This is a genomic window from Flavicella sediminum, assembly GCF_006381105.1.
Taxonomy (GTDB): domain Bacteria; phylum Bacteroidota; class Bacteroidia; order Flavobacteriales; family Flavobacteriaceae; genus Flavicella; species Flavicella sediminum.
Window position 1 is genome coordinate 79,957 of sequence record NZ_VDET01000018.1, and the last position, 20,414, is coordinate 100,370.

The window sequence follows — 20,414 nt, forward strand, 5'->3', positions numbered from 1 at the left end:
CAAGAGAACCCCAAAAAAAAATAAAAAGATGATAAAACCTGTCAACTTAAAAGCGATTGGTAATTGAGGCTCTAAACTTTTGTTAAATATTTTTCGAGAACTGCTAAATCTTTTCTTGTGAATTGTTTAATTTCGCCATCGCGTTAGGGATTGCAGCGATATCCTTTTTGGTGCTTGCGAGAAAAACGAAGCAATCTCAAAAAGATTTAGCGGAAAGCCCGACCTGTAAGGTAACGCCCAAATTATGAAGACATGAAAATAACAGAGCATATAAAACAAGCAGAAGGAAAAACCTTATTTTCTTTTGAGATTGTACCGCCGGTAAAAGGCCAGAACATTCAAAAATTATACGATAATATTGATCCTTTGATGGAGTTTAAACCTCCTTTTATTGATGTTACTACTTCTAGAGAGGAGTATGTGTATTTAGACAAAGGAAATGGTTTGTTGGAAAGAAAAGTTACAAGAATGCGTCCTGGAACGGTGGGTATTTGTGCTTCTTTAAAACATAAATACAATGTAGATACTGTGCCGCATGTATTGTGTGGTGGTTTTACTCGTGAAGAAACGGAGTATGTTTTGGTAGATTTACATTATTTAGGAATTGACAATATTGTGGCGCTAAGAGGGGATGCTATGAAACATGAACCTCAATTTACTCCGGTTAAAGGAGGTAATAATTATGCCGTGGAGTTGGTAGATCAAATTGCCAAAATGAACGACGGAAAGTTTTTGAATGATTCAGAAGAAATGCAATACAAACCCGATTTTTGTATTGGTGTGGCGGGGTACCCTGAAAAGCATTTTGAATCGCCAAGCATGAAAAGTGACTTGCAACGTTTAAAAGAAAAAGTGGATGCAGGTGCGGATTATGTGGTCACTCAAATGTTTTTTGACAACCAAAAATATTTTGATTTTGTTGCGGCAGCCAAAGCTATTGGGATAAACGTGCCTATTATTCCAGGAATTAAACCGGTGGCCGTTGAAAGACACTTGCAAATTTTACCAAAAGTTTTTAGTTTGGACTTGCCAGATGCTTTGGTTAAAGAAGTAGAAAAATGTAAAACGAAAGAAGCTATTCGCCAAGTTGGAATTGAATGGGCAATTCAGCAAAGTAAAGAATTGATTGATTTTGGTGTGCCAACCGTACATTATTACTCAATGGGGAAATCTGATAATATTGTGAAAATTGCCAAGGAGATTTTCTAAGTTTTTCTAAGAATAATAAAAGCAAATAGAGATATAAAAAAAAGTGATTTTATCTGAAAGTTTTTAGTCTTATATTTGACTACATTTGTAGAGTAATAAAGAATAAAAATTTTAAAAATATAAAGATATGGCATTAGAAATTACAGATGCAACTTTTGAGGAAGTAGTATTAAAATCGACACAACCAGTTTTGGTTGACTTTTGGGCAACTTGGTGTGGACCTTGTAGAATGGTTGGACCAATTATTGAAGAATTAAGCAATGATTACGACGGAAAAGCTGTTGTTGGTAAAGTGGATGTAGATAGCAACCAAGAATTTGCTGCAAAATACGGAGTTCGTAACATTCCTACCGTTTTGTTATTTAAAAATGGTGAAGTGATAGACAAACAAGTTGGTGTAGCGCCTAAAGCTACTTATGCAGCTAAAATTGATGCAGCACTTTAAAAAGTACTGTTACTTATATAAAAAAAGCGGAGAACCAAGTTCTCCGCTTTTTTTATACTTTTTTATTTCTGCTTAGTACAACAAACTGAAGTGCCCTGTTTTTACCGTAGTTTTTCCTAGCTTATCTGTCAGCTCTAAACTATACCAATAATCTGTTGCGGGCATTTTACGACCTAGAAAAGTTCCATCCCACTTTTCGTCTGCTAACGGATTTAGTGTTTTTAGTAATCGACCTGTTTTATCAAATATTTTAATCAAACCATTGCTGTAATTGATGGCTTCAATACTGATTCCCCAAGTAGGGTTTTCTCCGTCGTTATCTGGTGTGAAAAATTTAGGAAAATTCAATACTGTAATGTTTTCCAAAATATTAGAGTCTCCACAACTAGCATGACTTACCATCGCGGTATAAGTTCCAGAAGGAACATCCACAAAAGTATTGTTGTTCAGTTGCTCCATTGAATAAGAGCTGCCTTCTAAACGATAAGTATAATCTCCTGTTCCTTTTGTAAGGATCACTACTGTGTTTTCTGAATTTCCGTCTTCTATTTTAAAATTAACAATAACGGGCTTGTTCGCTGACTGTGTTACAATTACTTTTTCAACCGGACATTCAGGCGATGTTGGAATACTTGCCGAAACGGTATAATTCCCAGATTTAGTAACTAAAATAGAAGGGCCTGTTCCTACAATTTTATTAGAAGAATTTCGCCAAGTATACGCATAAGTACCTGCTGGATTTTCAATGAGCAATTCTGTTTCTTCACGATCACAAATAAATACGATCTCGTCCGTTACATCAAATTCCGGCAACTGATTTACAATTAGATCAAAACCTAAACCAGCTACAAAACATTGTGTACTTGTGTTTTCTACACGAACATAAATAGTTTGCTGATGGGCTTGTGTATTTGTGTAAGGAGAAGTTAAAGCATTTGTTGCTGTTTCTGCGTCATTTAAAGAAGTGTGATAGGTTACTTTAAATGTTGCTGAAGATTGGCTTCCTAAAATTTGACTAGATTGACTTTCCAAATTGAAAGTAGAAACAATTCCATCTACAGTCGCATCTTCACAACGTTCAAGGTTGTCAGCGGCATCTATTGTTGGCAATGGATGTACCAAAAGCTTAAAGTTGCCATGTGGGTTGAAACAACCGGTGTTTTTATCTAACAATCGAATGTAAATAAGTTGGTCATTAGGGAATGCTTCAGCCGTACCAATAATTGGATTGCTGCCATTCAAGGAATCGTCAAAATTTCTATGGTAGCTTACTTCAAAATCACTTGCAGCTCTAGCTCCTAAAACAGTTGGGGTCTGACTTTCTAGGTCGAAACCACTTACCAATCCGTCTGTATCATCATCACATAATTCTAAGTCTGCCACTGCATTTAAGGCAGGAATAGGAGTTACGTCTAATTTTATATGTGGACCAAAACCGTAACATGCATTGTTAATATCACTATCTACACGTAGCCAAATTTCTTGACTTGTAGGATAGCCAATATTTCTATAATTGGCAATGTTGGATATCGGATTCAATTCAGCCAAACCGTCTGCTTGATTTCTATAATATTTAATGGTGTACGATTGTCCCGGAGGTAACATTGCTTCTACTTCAGGAGTAACACTGCTAAAATCAAAAGTAGCAATACCGTCAGCATCATTGTTATTTTCCGTATCGTTTCCGTCTTCATCCAAATAATCATCACAGCTTTCAAAAGATCGTAAAAAAGAACTGTCAATATTTGTTGTGGTAACCACCAAATCTACTTGCGCTACACTGATACAAGCAGCAGAATTTTCAACACGAGCCCAAACGGTATAGTTGTGAATTTCATGATTTTCAAAAGCGGTTGGTTCAATAATTATTTTTGAAGGATCGTTTGTTAGGGCGCCTTCTTTGCTGTCAAAATAAACAAAAGTTTCATTTCTATAATTGGCAGAAATTTCATTTTCTTTTTCTCGCAGGTTGAAATAGGTGAACCCATCAGCATCGTCGTCACATTGAACGAGTGTAACATCAGAAATAGTTGGCAATGGAATGATGGTTAAAATAAGTTCTTTAAAATCTGTTTCACAAGAAGTGCTATTACTTTTTGCAATAACAAAATAAGAAGTCGTAATAGTTGGACTTACATTGGTATTTGTGATCCGTGTTGTTTTGTCAGCTTCATAAAATTCATATTGAATGCCTGAGTCTGTAGTCGAAACCATAGTATTTAAATCGATGGAATCATAGATACATATTTCTTTATCTGTAATTGTAATATTAGGTAAAGGAGTTACGTTAACCTGTAAATCAATAGAATTAGAACAAAGGTTGGCATCGGTGTATGTATACGTAATGGTATGCGTACCAACACCTGCAGTTGATGGTGTAAAGGTCCCTGTGGTATTGACTCCAGTTCCACTGAAATCTCCTCCAGAAGGAGTTGCTATTAATTGCACAGCACTGGCATCAACACATAAATTATCTTGCGGTGTAAAAGTCAATGTAGGAGTGCTATTGACAGTAATAGTTGTGCTGTCGGTATTTTCACAGCCATTGCTATCGACATAGGTATACCTAATGTTGTGCGAACCAACTCCAGCAGTTGTAGGATTGAATTCTCCTGTATTGCTTACGCCCGTTCCACTAAATGTTCCGTTGATTGGATTTCCTGTTAATTGCACTGCATTCGCATCAACACATAATTCTGATTGTGCAGCAATACTTACAACAGGTAACGGGTTTACAACAACGTCTATAGATGCTGAATTTTGACAACCCTTGCTGTCTGTATAGTCGTAGGTAATGGTATGGGTACCCGCAGCAGCATCCGATGGAGTAAATAATCCCGTTGCATTGACACCTATTCCGCTAAAAGTACCTCCAGAAGGAGTTGCTATTAATTGAACGGCAGCAGCATCAATACATAAATCAGGTATGCTGGTAAAGTTGATGACAGGCAAAGGGTTTACTGTAATGTCAATAGTTGTACTTGCGTCGCAGCCATTGGCATCGGTGTAGTCGTAGCTAATAGTAAACGTACCCGCTAAGGAAATGCTAGGGTCAAATATTCCCGTTGCATTCACACCTGTTCCGCTAAATACACCCCCTGTTGGATTGGCCATTAACTGAACTGCTGCTGCATCGATGCATAAATCGGCTTGTGGTGTGATGCTTACATCTACAGATTTATTAACTGTAACACTAATAGAATCACTATTGGTACAAGAATTTCCATCAGTATATTCATAGGTAATTGTATGCGTACCAACACCCGCTGTTTGTGGATTGAAAAGTCCTGAAGTGCTAACACCTGTACCCGAAAAAGTTCCACCAGCTGGACTTGCTGTTAACTGTTCGCTAGGTGCTTCTATACAGAGTGCCGATTGTGGAGTCATCGAAATTACGGGTAAAGGGTTTACAGTAATTGTGATGTCTTTAGATTCTGTACAACCATTTGTATTTGTAAAGGTATAGTTGATGGTATTGTTTCCTAGCATGGCATCTGAAGCAGTAAAGATACCTGAAGCGGTCACTCCATTTCCTGAAAATGTTCCTCCAGCTGGCGTTACATCTATTTGAAAAGGCATAGCATCAATACACAAAGGACTGATACTGCTGAAGATAATTTCTGGAGCGGCATAGACAGTAATATCTGTGTTTGCAGAATTTTCACAGCCTTTCGGATCTGTAAAAGTATAGCTAATGGTATGTGTTCCTGGTCCTGCCGTACTAGGAGAAAAAACACCTGTTATGGGGTTGACGCCTGTTCCAGAAAAAGTTCCACCAGCTGGACTGGCCGTTAGTGTTACGTCTGTGGTGTTTTCACAAAGCGCACTTTGAGTATCTAAAGTGACAATAGGTAATGGATTTACGGTTAAGGTAAATTCATCTGTACAAACAATTCCATTGGTGGTAATTTTAATAAAATAAGTAGTTGTTTCTGTAGGTGAAACATCTAGTGTGCTCGTTTTATCTGGAAATAGTACTTCGGTAGCACCTTTGTAATAGCCCCATTCCACATCTGTAGTCCCCGTAAATTCAAACAAAGGCCATGAGTTTCTGTCAACGCTACTGTTTATTGCGTCGTTCCATTTAATACCGTTGCTACCAAATTCGAACTGTGCATAATCTTCTTCATTGCTAACACTGTTATTAGGAAAATCGTTTGGTTCATTGGTCGCCCAATTGCTATAAGATAGCGGAGTCCCGTCAATCCAATACCAGCCGCCGGCAGGTTCAGAAAAATCTGAAGCTGTTGCAATTTGTTTTAATCCTATCCATATGGAAATATTGTCATTTCCAACATGTCCTAAGCTTTGCAAAGCGTTGTATACATGCTGTTCTTCTGCTGTAGAGTTGATGATATACATGGAAGCACCTGCAAAAGTATCGCCCAATGCGTTTGCGGTTTCCCAAGGCATGGATTCTTTTTTAACAAAATAATGCGAATCTCCGAATGTTGTGATCAAGGTCAATTCCGGATTCTCATTCATAAAATCTTCGGCAGTTTTTGGAACCCCGTCTGTAGTCAGGGTAATAGTTTCGCCTTCACAAATTTCAGAAACACTAGATTGAATTTCAGGAGCAGATAAGAATACAGTTGTTTCAGTTCTAACATCCGTAACACAATTATTGGCATTTCTCAATTCAGCAAAATAAACCTGATTGTGGATTAGATTTTCAGTTGGAGCCAATTCTGTCCCGCCAGCATCACTTGTAAACCAGTGCAAGCTGTTTGCTCCTTGATTTTTTATTTTTAAATCGGCTATGGTAGGTATCGCTCCATCTGTAGCACAAAAAGTTTGAATAATATCTAAGATAGCTGGATTTGGAATTGCATAGACTTCGATATCAATGTCTATGGTGTTTTCACAACTAGCAGAGGTGCTATAGGTATACGTGATGGTATGAATTCCGGCCGTTGCGGTAACAGGCGTAAATAATCCTGTATTCGAAACACCAGCACCACTAAATATACCTCCTGCAGGACTTGCAGTTAATTGTACAGGTGTGTTATTTAGGCATAAAGGATCTTGAGGATTAAACGTTAAATCGGCAAAGGTGTTAACTGTTAATACGGCTGTGTCTGAAATAAGTCCACATGCATTTCCAACTTTGTTTAGTACAGCTCTATAATTAGCTTTAGACAGACTAGAATTTGTGTTAGAAAGAATCAATTCCTTCGTTGTTGTTCCTGAATAAGTAGCGTCATTTGTTAAATCATTCCATGAAATACCATCGGTACTAATTTGCCATTGAATGTCTGTTGTATTTGTGGTAATTGTAAATGTGGCGCGTTCAAATTCACAGATACTTTCGTCAATAGGTTGTGCTGTAATTTCTATAGGTGCGGCAATAATATAGGCATCATTAGGAGCAGTATAGCCATCTGAACCCGAAGTAACTTTTCCTTGAGAATTTACAATAGGACTGGCATTTCCTAAATAACCATTGTCGTTCACATCGGTAAAACCAGCTTCAATAACATCATTACAAGCGTCATCATCAGCATCGGTTTCAACAGCATTGGGTAGCAAGTCAGCATCTGTATCTGCAATGGTATAGTTTAAGATTCCATTATCTGCAACCGTTTCAAGGGCATTATGCAGTCCGTTGGCACCAAAATCTCCAACCACACCATCCACAATTCCATCGTTGTTTGCATCGGTTGCATTGGAGTTCGCTTCTTTTAAGTCATAAATTCCATCATTGTCGGAATCTAGGTCTAGATAGTCGTATAAAGTATCTGCATCTGTATCTACAATATTCTGTGATGATAGGGCAAAAATATCATACACACCATCACCATTAAGGTCAGCAGTATCAATAGAGCTTAGAATTTTTCCTGTTGCTTCGGTAATATCTGGAATTCCATCATTGTCCGAATCTGCGTCAAAATGATCTACGATACCATCGCCATCAGAATCCAATCCGATACAGTTTACGGTCATTTTAAACTTCGCTTTGTTACTTGTTGTGTCGGAGTTATTTCGGTAATTTATTTGAAATCCTTCTACCTGACTTGCACTAATGGCAAATGTACCCGAACCAAAATTCAGTGCGTTTTGGTTCATAACAAAACGTACTTCAAAAGCAGAAAAATGGGTAACACCACTTTCGTAAATTCCATCATAATTGGTGTCGACTAATAACTGGTTGTCTGGGTTGTAAATGGAAACCGTACTTTCATAGGGAACGGAAATAATAAAATTTTCGTCATTGGTGAGTCGTTCATCAGAATTTCCAGTAACAGCATATTCAAGTTTGATGTTTATAGGATTGTTAAAAGTCGTTTTGTAGGTGACTTCATTGGTAACTCCTGCTGGAGTGCTCATTACAAACGTACCTGTATTTGTTCCAGAAAATGGAGTTGTAGCAGCTGTGTTTTCGGTACTCACTTCTCCGGTAAAGGTATAGCCGCCTGTAAAACTTCCATTGGTTTCGTTGGATAAATCAAAATCATAAGAGCCTAAGGATTCGGTACAATTTAAAATACCATCGTTGTCATTGTCCAAATCAATTGCGTTCACAATACCATCGTTGTCAGAATCTTCGGGGCAATTGCTAACAGGAATATTGTCGGACCTTAAGGAGAAGGCACTACAAATGATTCTTCCTTCTACCTGATAATTTCCAGGTTCTGTAGGCACATAGCTAATACTTTTTGCACCAACAATTTCAACACCATCTTTGTACCATTGAAACTCATCATAAGAAGTCAGGGCATTCATAGAGAGGGTAACGTTTGGCAGACAGTTGGTTGTAACTCCGGCAGAAATGTCATAAAAAACTTCAGGCTTTATAGAGAAACCAGAATAGTAGCCACCAAAAGCAGCAGATCCATTGGTTCCAAAGGCAGCTACATAAACTTCTTCATCAGATAGCACACTTACATTTCCAGATAATCCTTCAATTAAATAAGTTACATAGTCTGTTTTTCCATTGACATCGGTTGGGCCGGTTACAGTAATTCCTCCACCTAACGCGGTAAAATCAACGCCATTTATTTTTAAGCCTTTATTTTTTTTTGCCAATACAGAAATACCTCCTGTAAATGTTTTGGTTCCAATGCTTTGAATCAAAGGAATATTGTCTACCTCTTTAGGTGTTTCACAATTTATAGGGGGGACAAAGAAAAGGCCGAGGTTTGCAGAGCTGTTTGTACCACCAACTGCTTGGTAGGCAAAAACATCTTTAGAGGTCCATACATATAAATTAGCCCCTGCGTTGGCACCATTAAATTTGTCACCTTCAATAGAATGGTATTCTCCGGCATTTAAAGTAGCTACCAAAGTACCTGAAATATTATCTCCATTTATATAGACTTCCGTATTGTCTTCATGGGCAACTATTATTGGATTTTCCATATCGTCCAATCCAAAGGCACGGGTAAAAATATATTCGTTACCAATTCTTTCTGTAGGAACAATTTGATCAAAACCATAATCTCTTCCGCCTCCACTTTCTGAGGTAGAGCCATTGGCAGAACCACAAGAAACGGCAATATTTTTATTAGAAGTAACGAGTGCTCCAATAAATCCGTCTAGGTTGTCTGCGCTATCTCTCGTTCTAACGGCAAAAACAATACTTTGACCGCTATTTAAGCTTAGCAAAGCAGGGGGGATGTTTATAAAACTTATACCTGGAGGTAAATCATCAATGTTTACAATTGTGTTATTTTCAGTTGCCATAATGGAAATAAAAGACAAAGAAGATACGGGGTTGTTTGGGTTGTTAAAAGCGCCAGTTCGAAATTCTTTACCGAGTCCTGCAAGACCTTTACTAACCAGTGCACCTGCTTGGGATCCATTACCCCCATTAACTTTTACGGTAACATAGACCAAATCATCGGCTTCTATTATATAACCTTTGTCTGAAAACCGTCTGAAGGTTTTATTTTCATCTATAAAAAGTTGTGTGTCTCCTCCGCTCCCAATACTGTGTACATATGGATTGTTTTTAGAGGCTGTTCCAGTAATGGTTGTACCACCAACAGCAATAATTCTTATGGGAACATCTGTTGTACTGGGTGTAGAAATATATAGATATTGATCTTGAGGTGTCGCATTAGGTTCAATACTAGTAGTTAAGGGCGGAATATAGTGTGTTTTACTAAACTGTGCGCTAACTGGGGTAATGAATGCTGTAAAAAGCAATAGTAAGAAAAACTTGAGTAGGGTATATTTCATTTTTCGGTATGAATCAAGGTTTAAAAATAAACAATTCGCTTTTAATATCTATGAAGATTATTAATTAACTGAAGAGGAAAGCAATTTATTGTTTATTGGACACTAAAAAAGAGTTTTAGTTTAAAGAATTGTTTAAATTTGAGTTATAAGAAAAGCAGATTTGATTTATGGAGGAAAAATTAATTTCAAGAAAAAAACCTAGTTTTTTAATCAGTAAAAAACTGAATAAATACCTGACAAAATATAGTAGAAATGTAGTAATGCCTATTTTTTATGAAGATTTACTTCGGTATTCTGGAGCCATAGAAGTTTATGATAAGTCGGGAGAGGATACTTTGTGGTTGCGTGTTTTTTACCCGGAGTTTGAACGCGAAGAAATAGAAAGAAGTTTAAAGAAAATTTATACGATTTTGCATGCCGATGGAAGTGATAGTTCTATTCCTTTTTTGAATGTTGATGAAATTGATTATTGCACATTTGGAAATTCAAAACCATTTAGAATTAAAATTAGAAATATTCTGAACGACAATTATATGTACATGTATATCAAAGTAGCGGATGCTTCAAGAGTATATGGCTTAGAATTAGAACATTTATTGTCGCCAGACAGGATTAATTTTTTGGTGTATAAAAATACTTTGGTAGAAGGACATATTCAAGGGATACCTGGCGATGTGTTTATGAATGAAGGCTATGAACATTTTTCTTCAAGAGATCAAAAACAATTATCCAAAGAATTTGTGAAATTTAATGAACGAAGCATTATTCGTTTGCTAGGGGATATGCGTTCTTACAATTATGTAATTGTACCTACGCACGATTTTGATCAGGTGCAGTATCGTATTAGGGCTATCGACTTTGATCAGCAATCTTATGAAGGGAAGTTCAAAGTGTATATGCCACAATTTTTAAAAGAGAACAATAGTTTTGTGAGCATGGTTCACGATAATTTGCGCGAAGAATCTATTGAACAATATAAAATAGAGGAAAGATCAGCTATTTCAAAAAGGATTTTAAGAGTTCAAAATAGAATAAAATCCTTGTTAGAATGTATGGCAGAAGATAAAATTTCTACCGATAAAAAAGTGAAAATGTTGCGTAAGGAATTGTTTGAATACACCAAAGATGTCAAGTTTAAAAAATGCAATTCTATGGGGAGTATTTTAAAAGTAGCTTTTGAATTTGTGGTTCGTAATTATGAAAATGTCAACCATTATGTAGTGCATTAGTCTGACATATTTTTTATTTTACACTAAACACTAAACACTAAACACTAAACACTAAACACTAAACACTAAACACTAAACACTAAACACAGTTCCTGTTTAAAATTTTAGTAAAAATCTGGATCTATATCATCGATGTTGTCAAACTCATCAAATCCATCAGCGTCACCAAACTCGTTTAATCCATAAGGATCGTCGTCATCTGTTTTTCTAGAGGCTTTGAATTCTTTTTCAGGGGCTTTTTCAGGAATGTCTCCAATAGAAAGAATCAGTTTTGGTAGTTCGTCTTCCGTTGTTTCAGTTACTTCAATAAGCTCAACAAAGAAAGTCCATAGTTCTAAAAAGTCGTATACATAAATTAGCTTTTCACCGCTGTCTTCAATATTCTGATCTATGGTTGTTGTGTCCATAGCCAAAGCACCAGGGGTGTCGTCCATAGAAATCAAAGGTATTTCTTCACCTTGATTCCAGTCATCATCTGTTCTGTAAAAAGAAGCCATTTGCTGTCCGTTAAAACCAAAAACGTTGGTGATTGTTTTATGTAAATCTTCCAAAGTTTTGCTTCCATCGATAGCAATTGTTCTAATTACATCTTCTTTTACATCTAAAACAACTCTAATTTTAAAAACCATGATTCCAAGTAAATTATTAGCTGCAAAAATAAACTTTAGTATTTAATAAATATGTATTTTTATGCTCCAAAGGAGAAAAAAATAATGACAAAATCACAGAAGCTTGATTTAGCGAATGCTATCAATAAAAATACCTTAATGGAAACGTTGGGTATTGTATATACAGATTTAGGCGAAGATTTTTTAGAAGCAACGATGCCTGTTACATCAAAAGTACACCAACCTATGGGGTTATTGCATGGTGGGGCAACTGTAGCTTTGGCAGAAAGTGTGGGGAGTGCAGCCTCTCATTTATTTGTAGATAATAAGAAATTTATTGTAAAAGGAATTGAAATTACTGCGAATCATTTAAAAAGTAAAAAATCGGGTATTGTGACTGCAAGAGCTTCTTTATTGCACAAAGGAAGAACTACACATCTTTGGAAAATTGAAGTAAAAGACGAAGAAGGACAATTGATTTCTTTTTGCAAATTAACCAATATTGTTTTGCCTAAAACAAAATAAAATATTTCAGATTGTCAACCATCCTTTCCTTATTTGCTAAGCTGACAGAGGCCCATACAAACAAGTTGCCTTTTGTCGCTTTTAGAAAACCAAACAGTATAAATGTAGAAGCGTTTTTTCAAAAAGATACTTTGCTACATAAAGTTGAAACTTTTAAAGAAGAAGGTTTTGTTTTTGCACCTTTTGATGCTAACAAAACGGCTTATGTGTTGCAAGTCGATACAGCTATTTCAGCAACATATGATTTTACAATAATAACGGATCATTCCTCAACTAACGAAAGTCTTGCAGCGGAAAAAGCACATATAGAATTGGTAAAAGACACCATTTCGTTTTTAAAAGAAAATGACATTTCTAAAATTGTGGTTGCTAGGCCAAAAGAAGTTTCCCTAAACTCTAATTTTATAGCTGTTTTTCAACAATTATTGACAAAATATCCAACAGCGTATGTGTATGTTTGGTACCATCCAAAGATAGGTTTGTGGTTAGGAGCAACGCCAGAAACTTTGGTGGAAATTAAACAAGGAAACTTTAAAACCATGTCATTGGCGGGTACACAAAAATTTGAAGGATCTGTGGATGTTCAATGGGGAGAAAAAGAATTAGAGGAGCAACAAATGGTAACGGATTATGTGTTGTCCAATTTAAAAGAAGTCACCAACAGCTTAGCGCATTCAACGGTTAAAACTGTAAAAGCGGGTTCTTTGTTGCATTTAAAAACAGATATTACCGGTGAATTGAAAAAAGAATTCTCCTTAGAAAAATTGATAAAAACCTTGCATCCAACTCCTGCAGTATGTGGGTTTCCAAAAGAATTGGCAAAAGACTTTATTTTAAAAAATGAAGGTTTTGATCGTTCCTATTATACCGGTTATTTAGGTGCGTTTAACAGGAATAATTGCTCTAGCCTTTTTGTGAATTTACGTTGTATGGAAGTTGTAAATACCCAAACGGTCCGTTTGTATGTTGGGGGCGGAATTACAGCAAAAAGTGATCCTAGAAATGAATGGCTAGAAACTGTTGCCAAAACACGAACCATAGAAAGTAGTCTTTAATTTTTAGGAATGCTTATCAAGCATGTGTTTTAGAGTGTTTTTGACCAATTTTTCTAAAATTGTAAGGTCAATATCTTCTAGCTTTTTTAGGTACAAACAAGATTTTCCGGTTTTATAAGTTCCTAATTGCTGCATCAATTCTTCGTTTGGTTTAAAACCACACATTATATATAAGGTCAAGTTCGTTTTTCTAGGTGAAAAGCCCACAAGCATCGAATCACCCTCTCTGCCGCTGTCATATTTGTAATGATAGCTGCCAAAACCAATAATACTTGGTCCCCACATAACCGCTTTGTATTCGGTCCATTTTTCCATGAGTGCTAGTATTTTAAAAGCATCAATTTTTATTTTTTCGTGTTCAATGTTTTCTAAAAAGGCTAGAACATTTAATTTGTTAGGAATAGTTTTCATGGTTTACACAGAAGTTAGAGTCTATAAAAAGTAAAATATGCAAGCGCAGGTTTACCCAAATATACACGATTTATTCGTAGTTTTACAACTTGAAATTTGACAGGTTTGTCTTTATGAAATATCCAAAAAATGAATTAGCACAGTTGGTCATTGCCTCATGCATTGCCAATGGTGTTAAAGATGTTGTAATATCTCCCGGATCCAGGAATGCCCCATTAACAATAGGTTTTACCCAGCACCCCGACATACAAACATTTAGTATTGTAGACGAGCGTTGTGCTGCTTTTGTGGCACTAGGAATGGCACAACAAAAGAAAAAACTGGTGGCCTTAGTTTGTACTTCGGGTTCGGCATTGTTAAATTATTATCCAGCCGTGGCAGAAGCTTTTTATAGTGATCTACCCTTGCTTGTGATTTCTGCCGATAGGCCGGCACATTTAATTGATATAGGAGATGGGCAAACCATTCGCCAAAAAAATGTATTTGAAAACCATTCGTTGTGCAATGCCAATTTAACAACAGGCGATTTTGAGGAAAATAAACAAAAGTTAGAAGACGCGATTACAATTTGTACAAAGCAAAAAGGTCCTGTTCATATCAATGTGCCTTTTGATGAGCCTTTGTATGAAACGGTACCAGAAATACTCACAGTTGCTAAGAAAGAAAAAAGAGAAAAACCTTTGTCTTTTTTAGACGAAAAACCTTTGGATGTTGAGGAGTTGCAAGGTTATGCGGATATTTGGAATGCAGCCAAAAAGAAAATAGTATTGGTAGGGTCTCATTTTCCTGATGATTTATTGCAAACACAGATGAATCATTTGATGAAAGATCCATCGGTGTTACTTTTTACCGAAACCATCTCAAATCTTTCAAATAGCAAGGTCATTAATAATATAGATCAATTGTTATTTCCCTTGTCGGATAAAGAATTAGAAGATTTACAACCCGATATTTTAATTACTTTAGGAGGTTTGGTTGTTTCAAAAAAAATAAAACAATTTTTACGAAAATACCAACCAGCGGCACATTGGCATATTTCGGCTAAAACAAGTTTGAATTCATTTCACTGTTTGACCCGTCATTTTGAAATTTCAGCACAGTTATTTTTTAGTCAGTTTTTCTTTTTGACTAAGCCGAAGACTAGTACCTATCAAGAAAAATGGTTGGAGGTGAAAAAGCAGCGCAAGTTAGCACATGCTGAATATGTAAAAAACGCACCCTATTCAGATTTTAAAGTTTTTGATGCAATTCTAGAATCTCTTCCAAAAAAAAATATGCTGCAGTTAAGCAATAGTTCAGTTATTCGATATGCCCAATTATTTGATGTAGCTCCTAGTTTGGAGGTTTTTTGCAACAGAGGAACAAGTGGCATTGACGGAAGTACTTCCACAGCAATTGGTGCAGCTATGAGTAGAAATAAACAGACTGTTTTTGTAACAGGAGATGTCAGTTTTTTTTATGATAGCAATGCATTGTGGAACCAATATATTCCGAAAAATTTTAGAATAATTTTATTGAATAATAGTGGCGGTGGAATTTTTAAATTTATTCCAGGTCCACAAAAATCAGGTTCATTAGATTATTTTGAAACGCCGCATGAATTAAATGCAAGTCATTTATGTGCCATGTATGGAATTGGGTATGATTTGGCTGTAACAGAGGAAGAATTAACTGTATCTTTGCAAAACTTTTATGCAGATACAAACAGTGCAAAACTGTTGGAGATAAAGACTCCAAGTCAAATTAACGATGTTGTATTGAAAGAATATTTTAAAAGTTTAAGTTGAAATTATGGATTTAGAAATTGGAGAACAAGTTGATTTAGTAATAGGAAGATTTACAAACGTAGGTATTAGCGTTTTGGTAAATGGCGAATATGAAGGTATGTTGTATAAAAACGAAGTTTTTAAACGAGTACGTGAAGATCAAAAAATAACTGGTTTTGTGAAATTTATTCGTGAAGATGGGAAACTTGATATTTCCCTGCAACCTATCGGATTCCTTAATAAAATTGGAGAAAACGAAAATGCGATTTTGGAAAAATTAAAATCGTTGGACGGTGGGTTTATTGGTTTAAACGATAAAAGTAGCCCCGATGATATTAAGTATCATTTTAAAATGAGTAAAAAATCTTTTAAAAGTGCAATTGGCGGACTTTACAAAGCAAAGTTAATTGTCATTTCTAGCAAAGGAATTCATTTAACAGAAGACGGCGAATAATTTCGTTGTCTTCTTAGTTTTCAGTTTCATTGCTGCTTTCATCTCCTGTGTTTTCAGTTGCTGAAGAAGTTTCATCTGTGTCTTCACTTTCTGTAGCATCTATACTTTCATCCAAATTTTCATCGGATTGTTCCGAAGCAGCTTTTGCTTCTTGCTGCAATTGCAATTGCTTGTCGGCAATACGTTTGATGTTTTTAAAGAATCCTAAAGAATAAGGAGAATCTTCAGGTATTTTTCGGTATCCTTTTTTATATGCCAAAAGTGCTTCTCTATAATCTTCTTTCTTTTCATAATACATTCCTAAATAATAATCACCTAATTCATCTTTTGGAAAATATTTTAAAGCCAAGTCGCTTAGCTTTTTTAGGTAGGTACCATTTTCTTTTTCCATGACCAAAGATTCAATGGCAATAAAATCATCTTTTCTGATGGGAACTTTTTTACCAAAAAGGTATTCTATATACTCATATTTGTAAAGTAAATATTCAATGGCAGCTTGTGGTGTCAAATATTCAATATTTTCTTTGAATTCTTCTTCAGAAATAGGAGAGTAGGTGGTAAAAATAAAATCGATAGCACTGGCAATACTCTGTGGAATAGCGACAATTTTTGATGAATTTTCAAAAGCTTCAAGTTTGTATTTAAAGTAATTGTTTTTCAATTGACTTAAACCCAAATCCACATCAAGTATGGTTTCCTTTACTTTTTCTTTGGTATGTTTTCCTAATGAAAGGTAATAGTAAAAATCTCTACCACCTAAGCCTTCTGCATAGGTTTTTATATAGTCAGGCATGTCTGGCGCATAGTAGGGATTAATGTTTATATAAGCATTGAATAAAGGTCTTTTTTCAAGTAGGAAATAGTTGTTAAAATTGGCCGTAATTTCGTTTCCGATGATCGTATAAAAATTTGAAATTCGGTAGTATTTTTCAATAAATGGAACAAGTTCAGCACCAATATATTTAAAAACATTCATACTAGAATTTGTCGGGTAGCTATTCATCATATTGTACCCGTAATCACGTTCTTTAAATTCTTCAATATCTTGAGAAACTCCCACAATTATTTGTTCAGGAATCAAACCTTTTTTTGCATATAATTTTGAAATTCCTACATAAGAATCAAATAAATCACCTTCATCCAAAACAATGGTAAGTGGGTATTTAAATTTGTCGTTTTCAAAGTAATTTTCAGGAATGTATAATTTAACTTCTTTGATCTCATTTAAAATGGCTGAATTCACATCTCTTTTTATAATGTCTTGCGCAAAACTAAAGCTGAAAACAAAGAAAGAATAGAGGAAAAGAAGTGGGTTTTTCATTATGGGGTATTAAATAATTTATTCGAATGTACTAATTTTTTTAGTTTTTTCAATAGTTATATATTTACATCGAATTAAAAATAACAATATGGAGCAAGCAAAATGGGTATCTGTAAAACCTTCTCAACATTTAGGAGAAGAGTATCAGGATATTACCTATAAAAAATCAGGGAATACCGCTAGAATTGCATTTAACCGACCAAACGTAAGAAATGCATTTAGGCCAAGAACAACCTCTGAATTATACGACGCTTTTTACGATGCTCAGGAAGATAACGACATTGGCGTGGTATTATTGTCTGCTGAAGGACCGTCAACAAAAGATGGCGTTTATTCTTTTTGTTCAGGAGGAGATCAAAATGCAAGAGGCCATAAAGGATATGTAGGAGAAGACGGAAGTCACCGATTAAATATATTAGAAGTACAACGTTTGATTCGCTTTATGCCAAAAGTTGTCATTGCTGTAGTGCCAGGATGGGCTGTTGGTGGTGGACATAGTTTGCATGTGGTTTGTGATTTGACTTTGGCAAGTAAAGAACATGCTATTTTTAAACAAACAGATGCCGATGTAACCAGTTTTGATGGTGGTTATGGTTCTGCCTATTTGGCCAAAATGGTAGGGCAGAAAAAGGCACGTGAAATTTTCTTTTTAGGAAGAAATTATTCAGCTCAAGAAGCGTTTGAAATGGGAATGGTAAATGCTGTAATTCCTCATGAAGAATTAGAAGCTACAGCTTACCAATGGGCACAAGAGATTTTAGAAAAATCGCCTACCTCTATTAAAATGTTGAAATTTGCTATGAATTTAACCGATGACGGTATGGTAGGACAACAAGTTTTTGCCGGAGAAGCTACGCGTTTGGCATATATGACCGATGAGGCCAAAGAAGGTAGAAATGCTTTTTTGGAAAAAAGAAAACCGAATTTCGATAAAAAATACATCGTATAATCAATGCTTAAAGAGAAAGTAAGAAATATTTTTTTTGCTTTTAACACATATATATGAAACCACAAATAGTTACATTTTTAATAAAGTGTCCCGATCAAAAAGGGATTATTGCAAAACTGACACATTTTTTCTTTCAAGAAGGCTTTAATATCATAAGCTCTCAACAGTATACAAACTCAGAATCGAAAAAGTTTTTTATGCGAATTCGCTGTGCTTCTGATGCTACAGTGTTGTTAAGTAAAGAACAATTGCACGAACGTTTTTCTAGATTGGCCCAAGCGTATCAAATAACTTGGAGTGTAGATTTTGGTAGAAAAAAACAAAAAGTAGCCATATTGGTTTCACATACCAGCCATAATTTATACGATTTGTTGCATAGGAACAAAGAGGGGAAATTGAACTGTGAGGTAGCTATGGTTGTGAGTAATCATGAGAAATTAAAACCTATTGCAGATATGTTTGGAATTCCTTTTTATTACCGACCGGTAACCAAAGAAACAAAGGAAACACAAGAAGCAGAACTGATTCGTTTATTTGATGAGCAAGGAATTGATTTGTTAGTGATGGCGCGTTATATGCAAATATTATCGTCTGGTTTTATCAAACATTTTGAAAATAGAATTATCAATATACATCATTCTTTTTTACCGGCATTTCAAGGAGCCAACCCTTATAAGAGAGCTTATGAAAGAGGTGTGAAATTAATTGGAGCTACGGCACATTATGCTACAGAAGATTTGGATGAAGGGCCAATTATTGAACAAGGAGTAGAACGTGTTACGCATGAAAGCACCCCAAATTCGTTGAAGAAAATTGGAGCAGATATAGAGACGCTAGTTTTGGCAAGAGCGGTGAACAGTCATTTAAACAATCAAATTATTGTGGATGGAAACAAGGCGATTGTTTTTCCTGAAACAGGAGAATAATAGGAGCTATGAAAATAATTTGTATCGGGCGTAATTATGCCAAACATATTGAAGAATTGGAAAATGAAAGACCGGATGAACCGGTGATTTTTTTAAAACCAGATTCCGCTATATTGCCAAAGAAAATGCCTTTTTTTATTCCAACCTTTACAGAGGATGTGCATTATGAAGTTGAGGTTTTGGTGAAAATTAACAAAGTAGGAAAACATATCAGTACTAAATTTGCTCATAAATATTACGATGAAGTCGGTTTGGGAATTGATTTTACCGCTAGAGATATTCAAGCAAAATGCAAAGAGAAAGGTTTGCCTTGGGAAAAAGCAAAATCTTTTGATGGAAGTGCCGTGATTGGAAATTTTTATCCAAAGGAAAAGTTTACGTCTATGGAAGATATGTCTTTCAGTCTACGTAAAAATGGGGAGTTCGTTCAGCAAGGAAATACCAATAGTATGTTGTGGAAAATTGATGAACTGGTGGCCTATGTTTCACAATACTTCACCTTAAAAAAAGGAGATGTTATTTTCACAGGAACTCCTGCAGGCGTTGGTGCTGTAAAAGAAAATGATGTGTTGTTGGGGGTGTTAGAAAATGAAACAGCATTTGAAATAAAGGTAAAATAAGAACAGAATATCAATAAAATAAGGCAGCCATCTGATGAGATGGCTGCCTTTTTATGTACTAGGGGGAATGTTTCTCTATGAATTGTATTTGTTTTCAAGTGTGTCCCATTTTTCTGAAGCTTTGGCATAACCTTGGTTTTTAGATTTTAACAACCATTGCAATCCTTTTTGTTTGTTCTTTTTAGTTCCTTTTCCTTCTAAGTATAGCGTAGCTAAATAATATTGTGCTTCTGATATATTTTGTGCTGCCGCTTTTTTAGCCCAATAAAAGGCTTTGCTATTATTTTTTTTGACTTTGTAGCCCCTTAAATAAATTCTTACCAAATTTAGTTGTGCCTTGGCATAGCCATTTTCACCTGCTGCTTCCATAAATGAAATGGCTTTTGACATATTTTGTGCTACCGTACGTCCGTGAAAATAATTTTCTCCAATGTTGTATTGGTTTACTGCCATGTTTAGATCGGTTGTGTCTGTTTTCGAATTTTGTGCAAAACCACTCATCGAAATAATTGTCATAAAAATTGCTAAGGTTTTTGATAGATACATGTCTGTTGTTTTTTAAGATTGATACGGCAAATATAGCAACTTAAAATAGTACTATGCAAAAACATAGTACTATTTTGTTTGTTTTTTAACATAATATTAAGATTTGTGAATTTTGTTGTTTAGCAATTTTATATAACAAAAACACCCCATTAACCTAGTGTTAATGGGG

Annotated in this window: 15 protein-coding genes; 10 read left to right on the forward strand and 5 right to left on the reverse strand. The window is 35.5% G+C overall.

Translation table 11 applies throughout. The features are described from left to right. The first annotated feature begins 252 nt into the window (after nucleotides 1–252). Together metF and trxA are read left to right on the forward strand one after the other, a co-directional pair. Nucleotides 253–1,209, forward strand: a complete 957-nt coding sequence (gene metF / locus FGM02_RS15100; RefSeq protein WP_139959332.1) for a methylenetetrahydrofolate reductase [NAD(P)H] — start codon at nucleotides 253–255, stop codon at nucleotides 1,207–1,209. Nucleotides 1,210–1,336: 127 nt separating this feature from the next. After that, nucleotides 1,337–1,654 carry a thioredoxin gene (trxA, locus tag FGM02_RS15105; RefSeq protein WP_139959333.1) on the forward strand — a complete coding sequence of 106 codons (318 nt, stop codon included), beginning with the start codon at nucleotides 1,337–1,339 and terminating at the stop codon, nucleotides 1,652–1,654. 72 nt (nucleotides 1,655–1,726) lie between these two features. Here trxA and FGM02_RS15110 read toward each other — a convergent pair whose 3' ends face one another. Continuing rightward, a complete protein-coding gene (locus FGM02_RS15110; protein WP_139959334.1) occupies nucleotides 1,727–9,835 on the reverse strand; it encodes a T9SS type B sorting domain-containing protein in 8,109 nt (2,702 codons plus the stop codon). Nucleotides 9,836–10,002: 167 nt separating this feature from the next. Between FGM02_RS15110 and FGM02_RS15115 the strand changes: the two genes are divergently transcribed. Continuing rightward, nucleotides 10,003–11,064 carry a hypothetical protein gene (locus FGM02_RS15115; RefSeq protein ID WP_139959335.1) on the forward strand — a complete coding sequence of 354 codons (1,062 nt, stop codon included), beginning with the start codon at nucleotides 10,003–10,005 and terminating at the stop codon, nucleotides 11,062–11,064. A gap of 104 nt (nucleotides 11,065–11,168) precedes the next feature. On the opposite strand, the gene FGM02_RS15120 is transcribed toward FGM02_RS15115, so the two are convergent. Beyond that, nucleotides 11,169–11,693, reverse strand: a complete 525-nt coding sequence (locus FGM02_RS15120) for a plasmid pRiA4b ORF-3 family protein (protein WP_139959336.1) — start codon at nucleotides 11,691–11,693, stop codon at nucleotides 11,169–11,171. Nucleotides 11,694–11,777: 84 nt separating this feature from the next. Between FGM02_RS15120 and FGM02_RS15125 the strand changes: the two genes are divergently transcribed. Both FGM02_RS15125 and FGM02_RS15130 read left to right on the forward strand, forming a co-directional pair. Beyond that, nucleotides 11,778–12,197 carry a PaaI family thioesterase gene (locus FGM02_RS15125; RefSeq protein WP_139959337.1) on the forward strand — a complete coding sequence of 140 codons (420 nt, stop codon included), beginning with the start codon at nucleotides 11,778–11,780 and terminating at the stop codon, nucleotides 12,195–12,197. Nucleotides 12,198–12,208: 11 nt separating this feature from the next. After that, nucleotides 12,209–13,252, forward strand: a complete 1,044-nt coding sequence (locus FGM02_RS15130) for an isochorismate synthase (RefSeq protein WP_243739421.1) — start codon at nucleotides 12,209–12,211, stop codon at nucleotides 13,250–13,252. 3 nt (nucleotides 13,253–13,255) lie between these two features. Here the strand turns inward: FGM02_RS15130 and FGM02_RS15135 are convergent, their stop codons facing one another. Then, a complete protein-coding gene (locus FGM02_RS15135; protein WP_139959338.1) occupies nucleotides 13,256–13,663 on the reverse strand; it encodes a DUF1801 domain-containing protein in 408 nt (135 codons plus the stop codon). A 113-nt stretch (nucleotides 13,664–13,776) separates the two neighbouring features. On the opposite strand from FGM02_RS15135, the gene menD reads away from it, so the two are divergent. Together menD and FGM02_RS15145 are read left to right on the forward strand one after the other, a co-directional pair. Continuing rightward, nucleotides 13,777–15,450 carry a 2-succinyl-5-enolpyruvyl-6-hydroxy-3-cyclohexene-1-carboxylic-acid synthase gene (gene menD / locus FGM02_RS15140; RefSeq protein WP_139959339.1) on the forward strand — a complete coding sequence of 558 codons (1,674 nt, stop codon included), beginning with the start codon at nucleotides 13,777–13,779 and terminating at the stop codon, nucleotides 15,448–15,450. Between the two features lie 4 nt (nucleotides 15,451–15,454). Further along, nucleotides 15,455–15,883: a S1 RNA-binding domain-containing protein gene (locus tag FGM02_RS15145; protein ID WP_139959340.1), complete on the forward strand. Its 429-nt coding sequence runs from the start codon at nucleotides 15,455–15,457 to the stop codon at nucleotides 15,881–15,883. A 13-nt stretch (nucleotides 15,884–15,896) separates the two neighbouring features. On the opposite strand, the gene FGM02_RS15150 is transcribed toward FGM02_RS15145, so the two are convergent. Continuing rightward, the gene (locus FGM02_RS15150; protein WP_139959341.1) at nucleotides 15,897–17,204 is read right to left on the reverse strand and encodes an alpha/beta hydrolase; all 1,308 of its coding nucleotides are present in this window, start codon (nucleotides 17,202–17,204) and stop codon (nucleotides 15,897–15,899) included. Nucleotides 17,205–17,292: 88 nt separating this feature from the next. Between FGM02_RS15150 and FGM02_RS15155 the strand changes: the two genes are divergently transcribed. From FGM02_RS15155 to FGM02_RS15165, 3 genes are read left to right on the forward strand one after another with little or no spacing between them, the layout of a single operon-like run. Then, complete coding sequence (locus FGM02_RS15155) at nucleotides 17,293–18,153, forward strand: 1,4-dihydroxy-2-naphthoyl-CoA synthase (RefSeq protein ID WP_139959342.1); 861 nt, start codon at nucleotides 17,293–17,295, stop codon at nucleotides 18,151–18,153. 53 nt (nucleotides 18,154–18,206) lie between these two features. After that, nucleotides 18,207–19,079, forward strand: coding sequence for a formyltetrahydrofolate deformylase (purU, locus tag FGM02_RS15160; RefSeq protein WP_139959343.1), 873 nt, complete (start codon nucleotides 18,207–18,209; stop codon nucleotides 19,077–19,079). 8 nt (nucleotides 19,080–19,087) lie between these two features. Further along, on the forward strand, nucleotides 19,088–19,699 hold the full coding sequence (locus FGM02_RS15165; RefSeq protein WP_139959344.1) for a fumarylacetoacetate hydrolase family protein: 612 nt from the start codon (nucleotides 19,088–19,090) through the stop codon (nucleotides 19,697–19,699). A gap of 75 nt (nucleotides 19,700–19,774) precedes the next feature. On the opposite strand, the gene FGM02_RS15170 is transcribed toward FGM02_RS15165, so the two are convergent. Next, nucleotides 19,775–20,215, reverse strand: coding sequence for a tetratricopeptide repeat protein (locus FGM02_RS15170; protein WP_208021526.1), 441 nt, complete (start codon nucleotides 20,213–20,215; stop codon nucleotides 19,775–19,777). Nucleotides 20,216–20,414 lie beyond the last annotated feature (199 nt).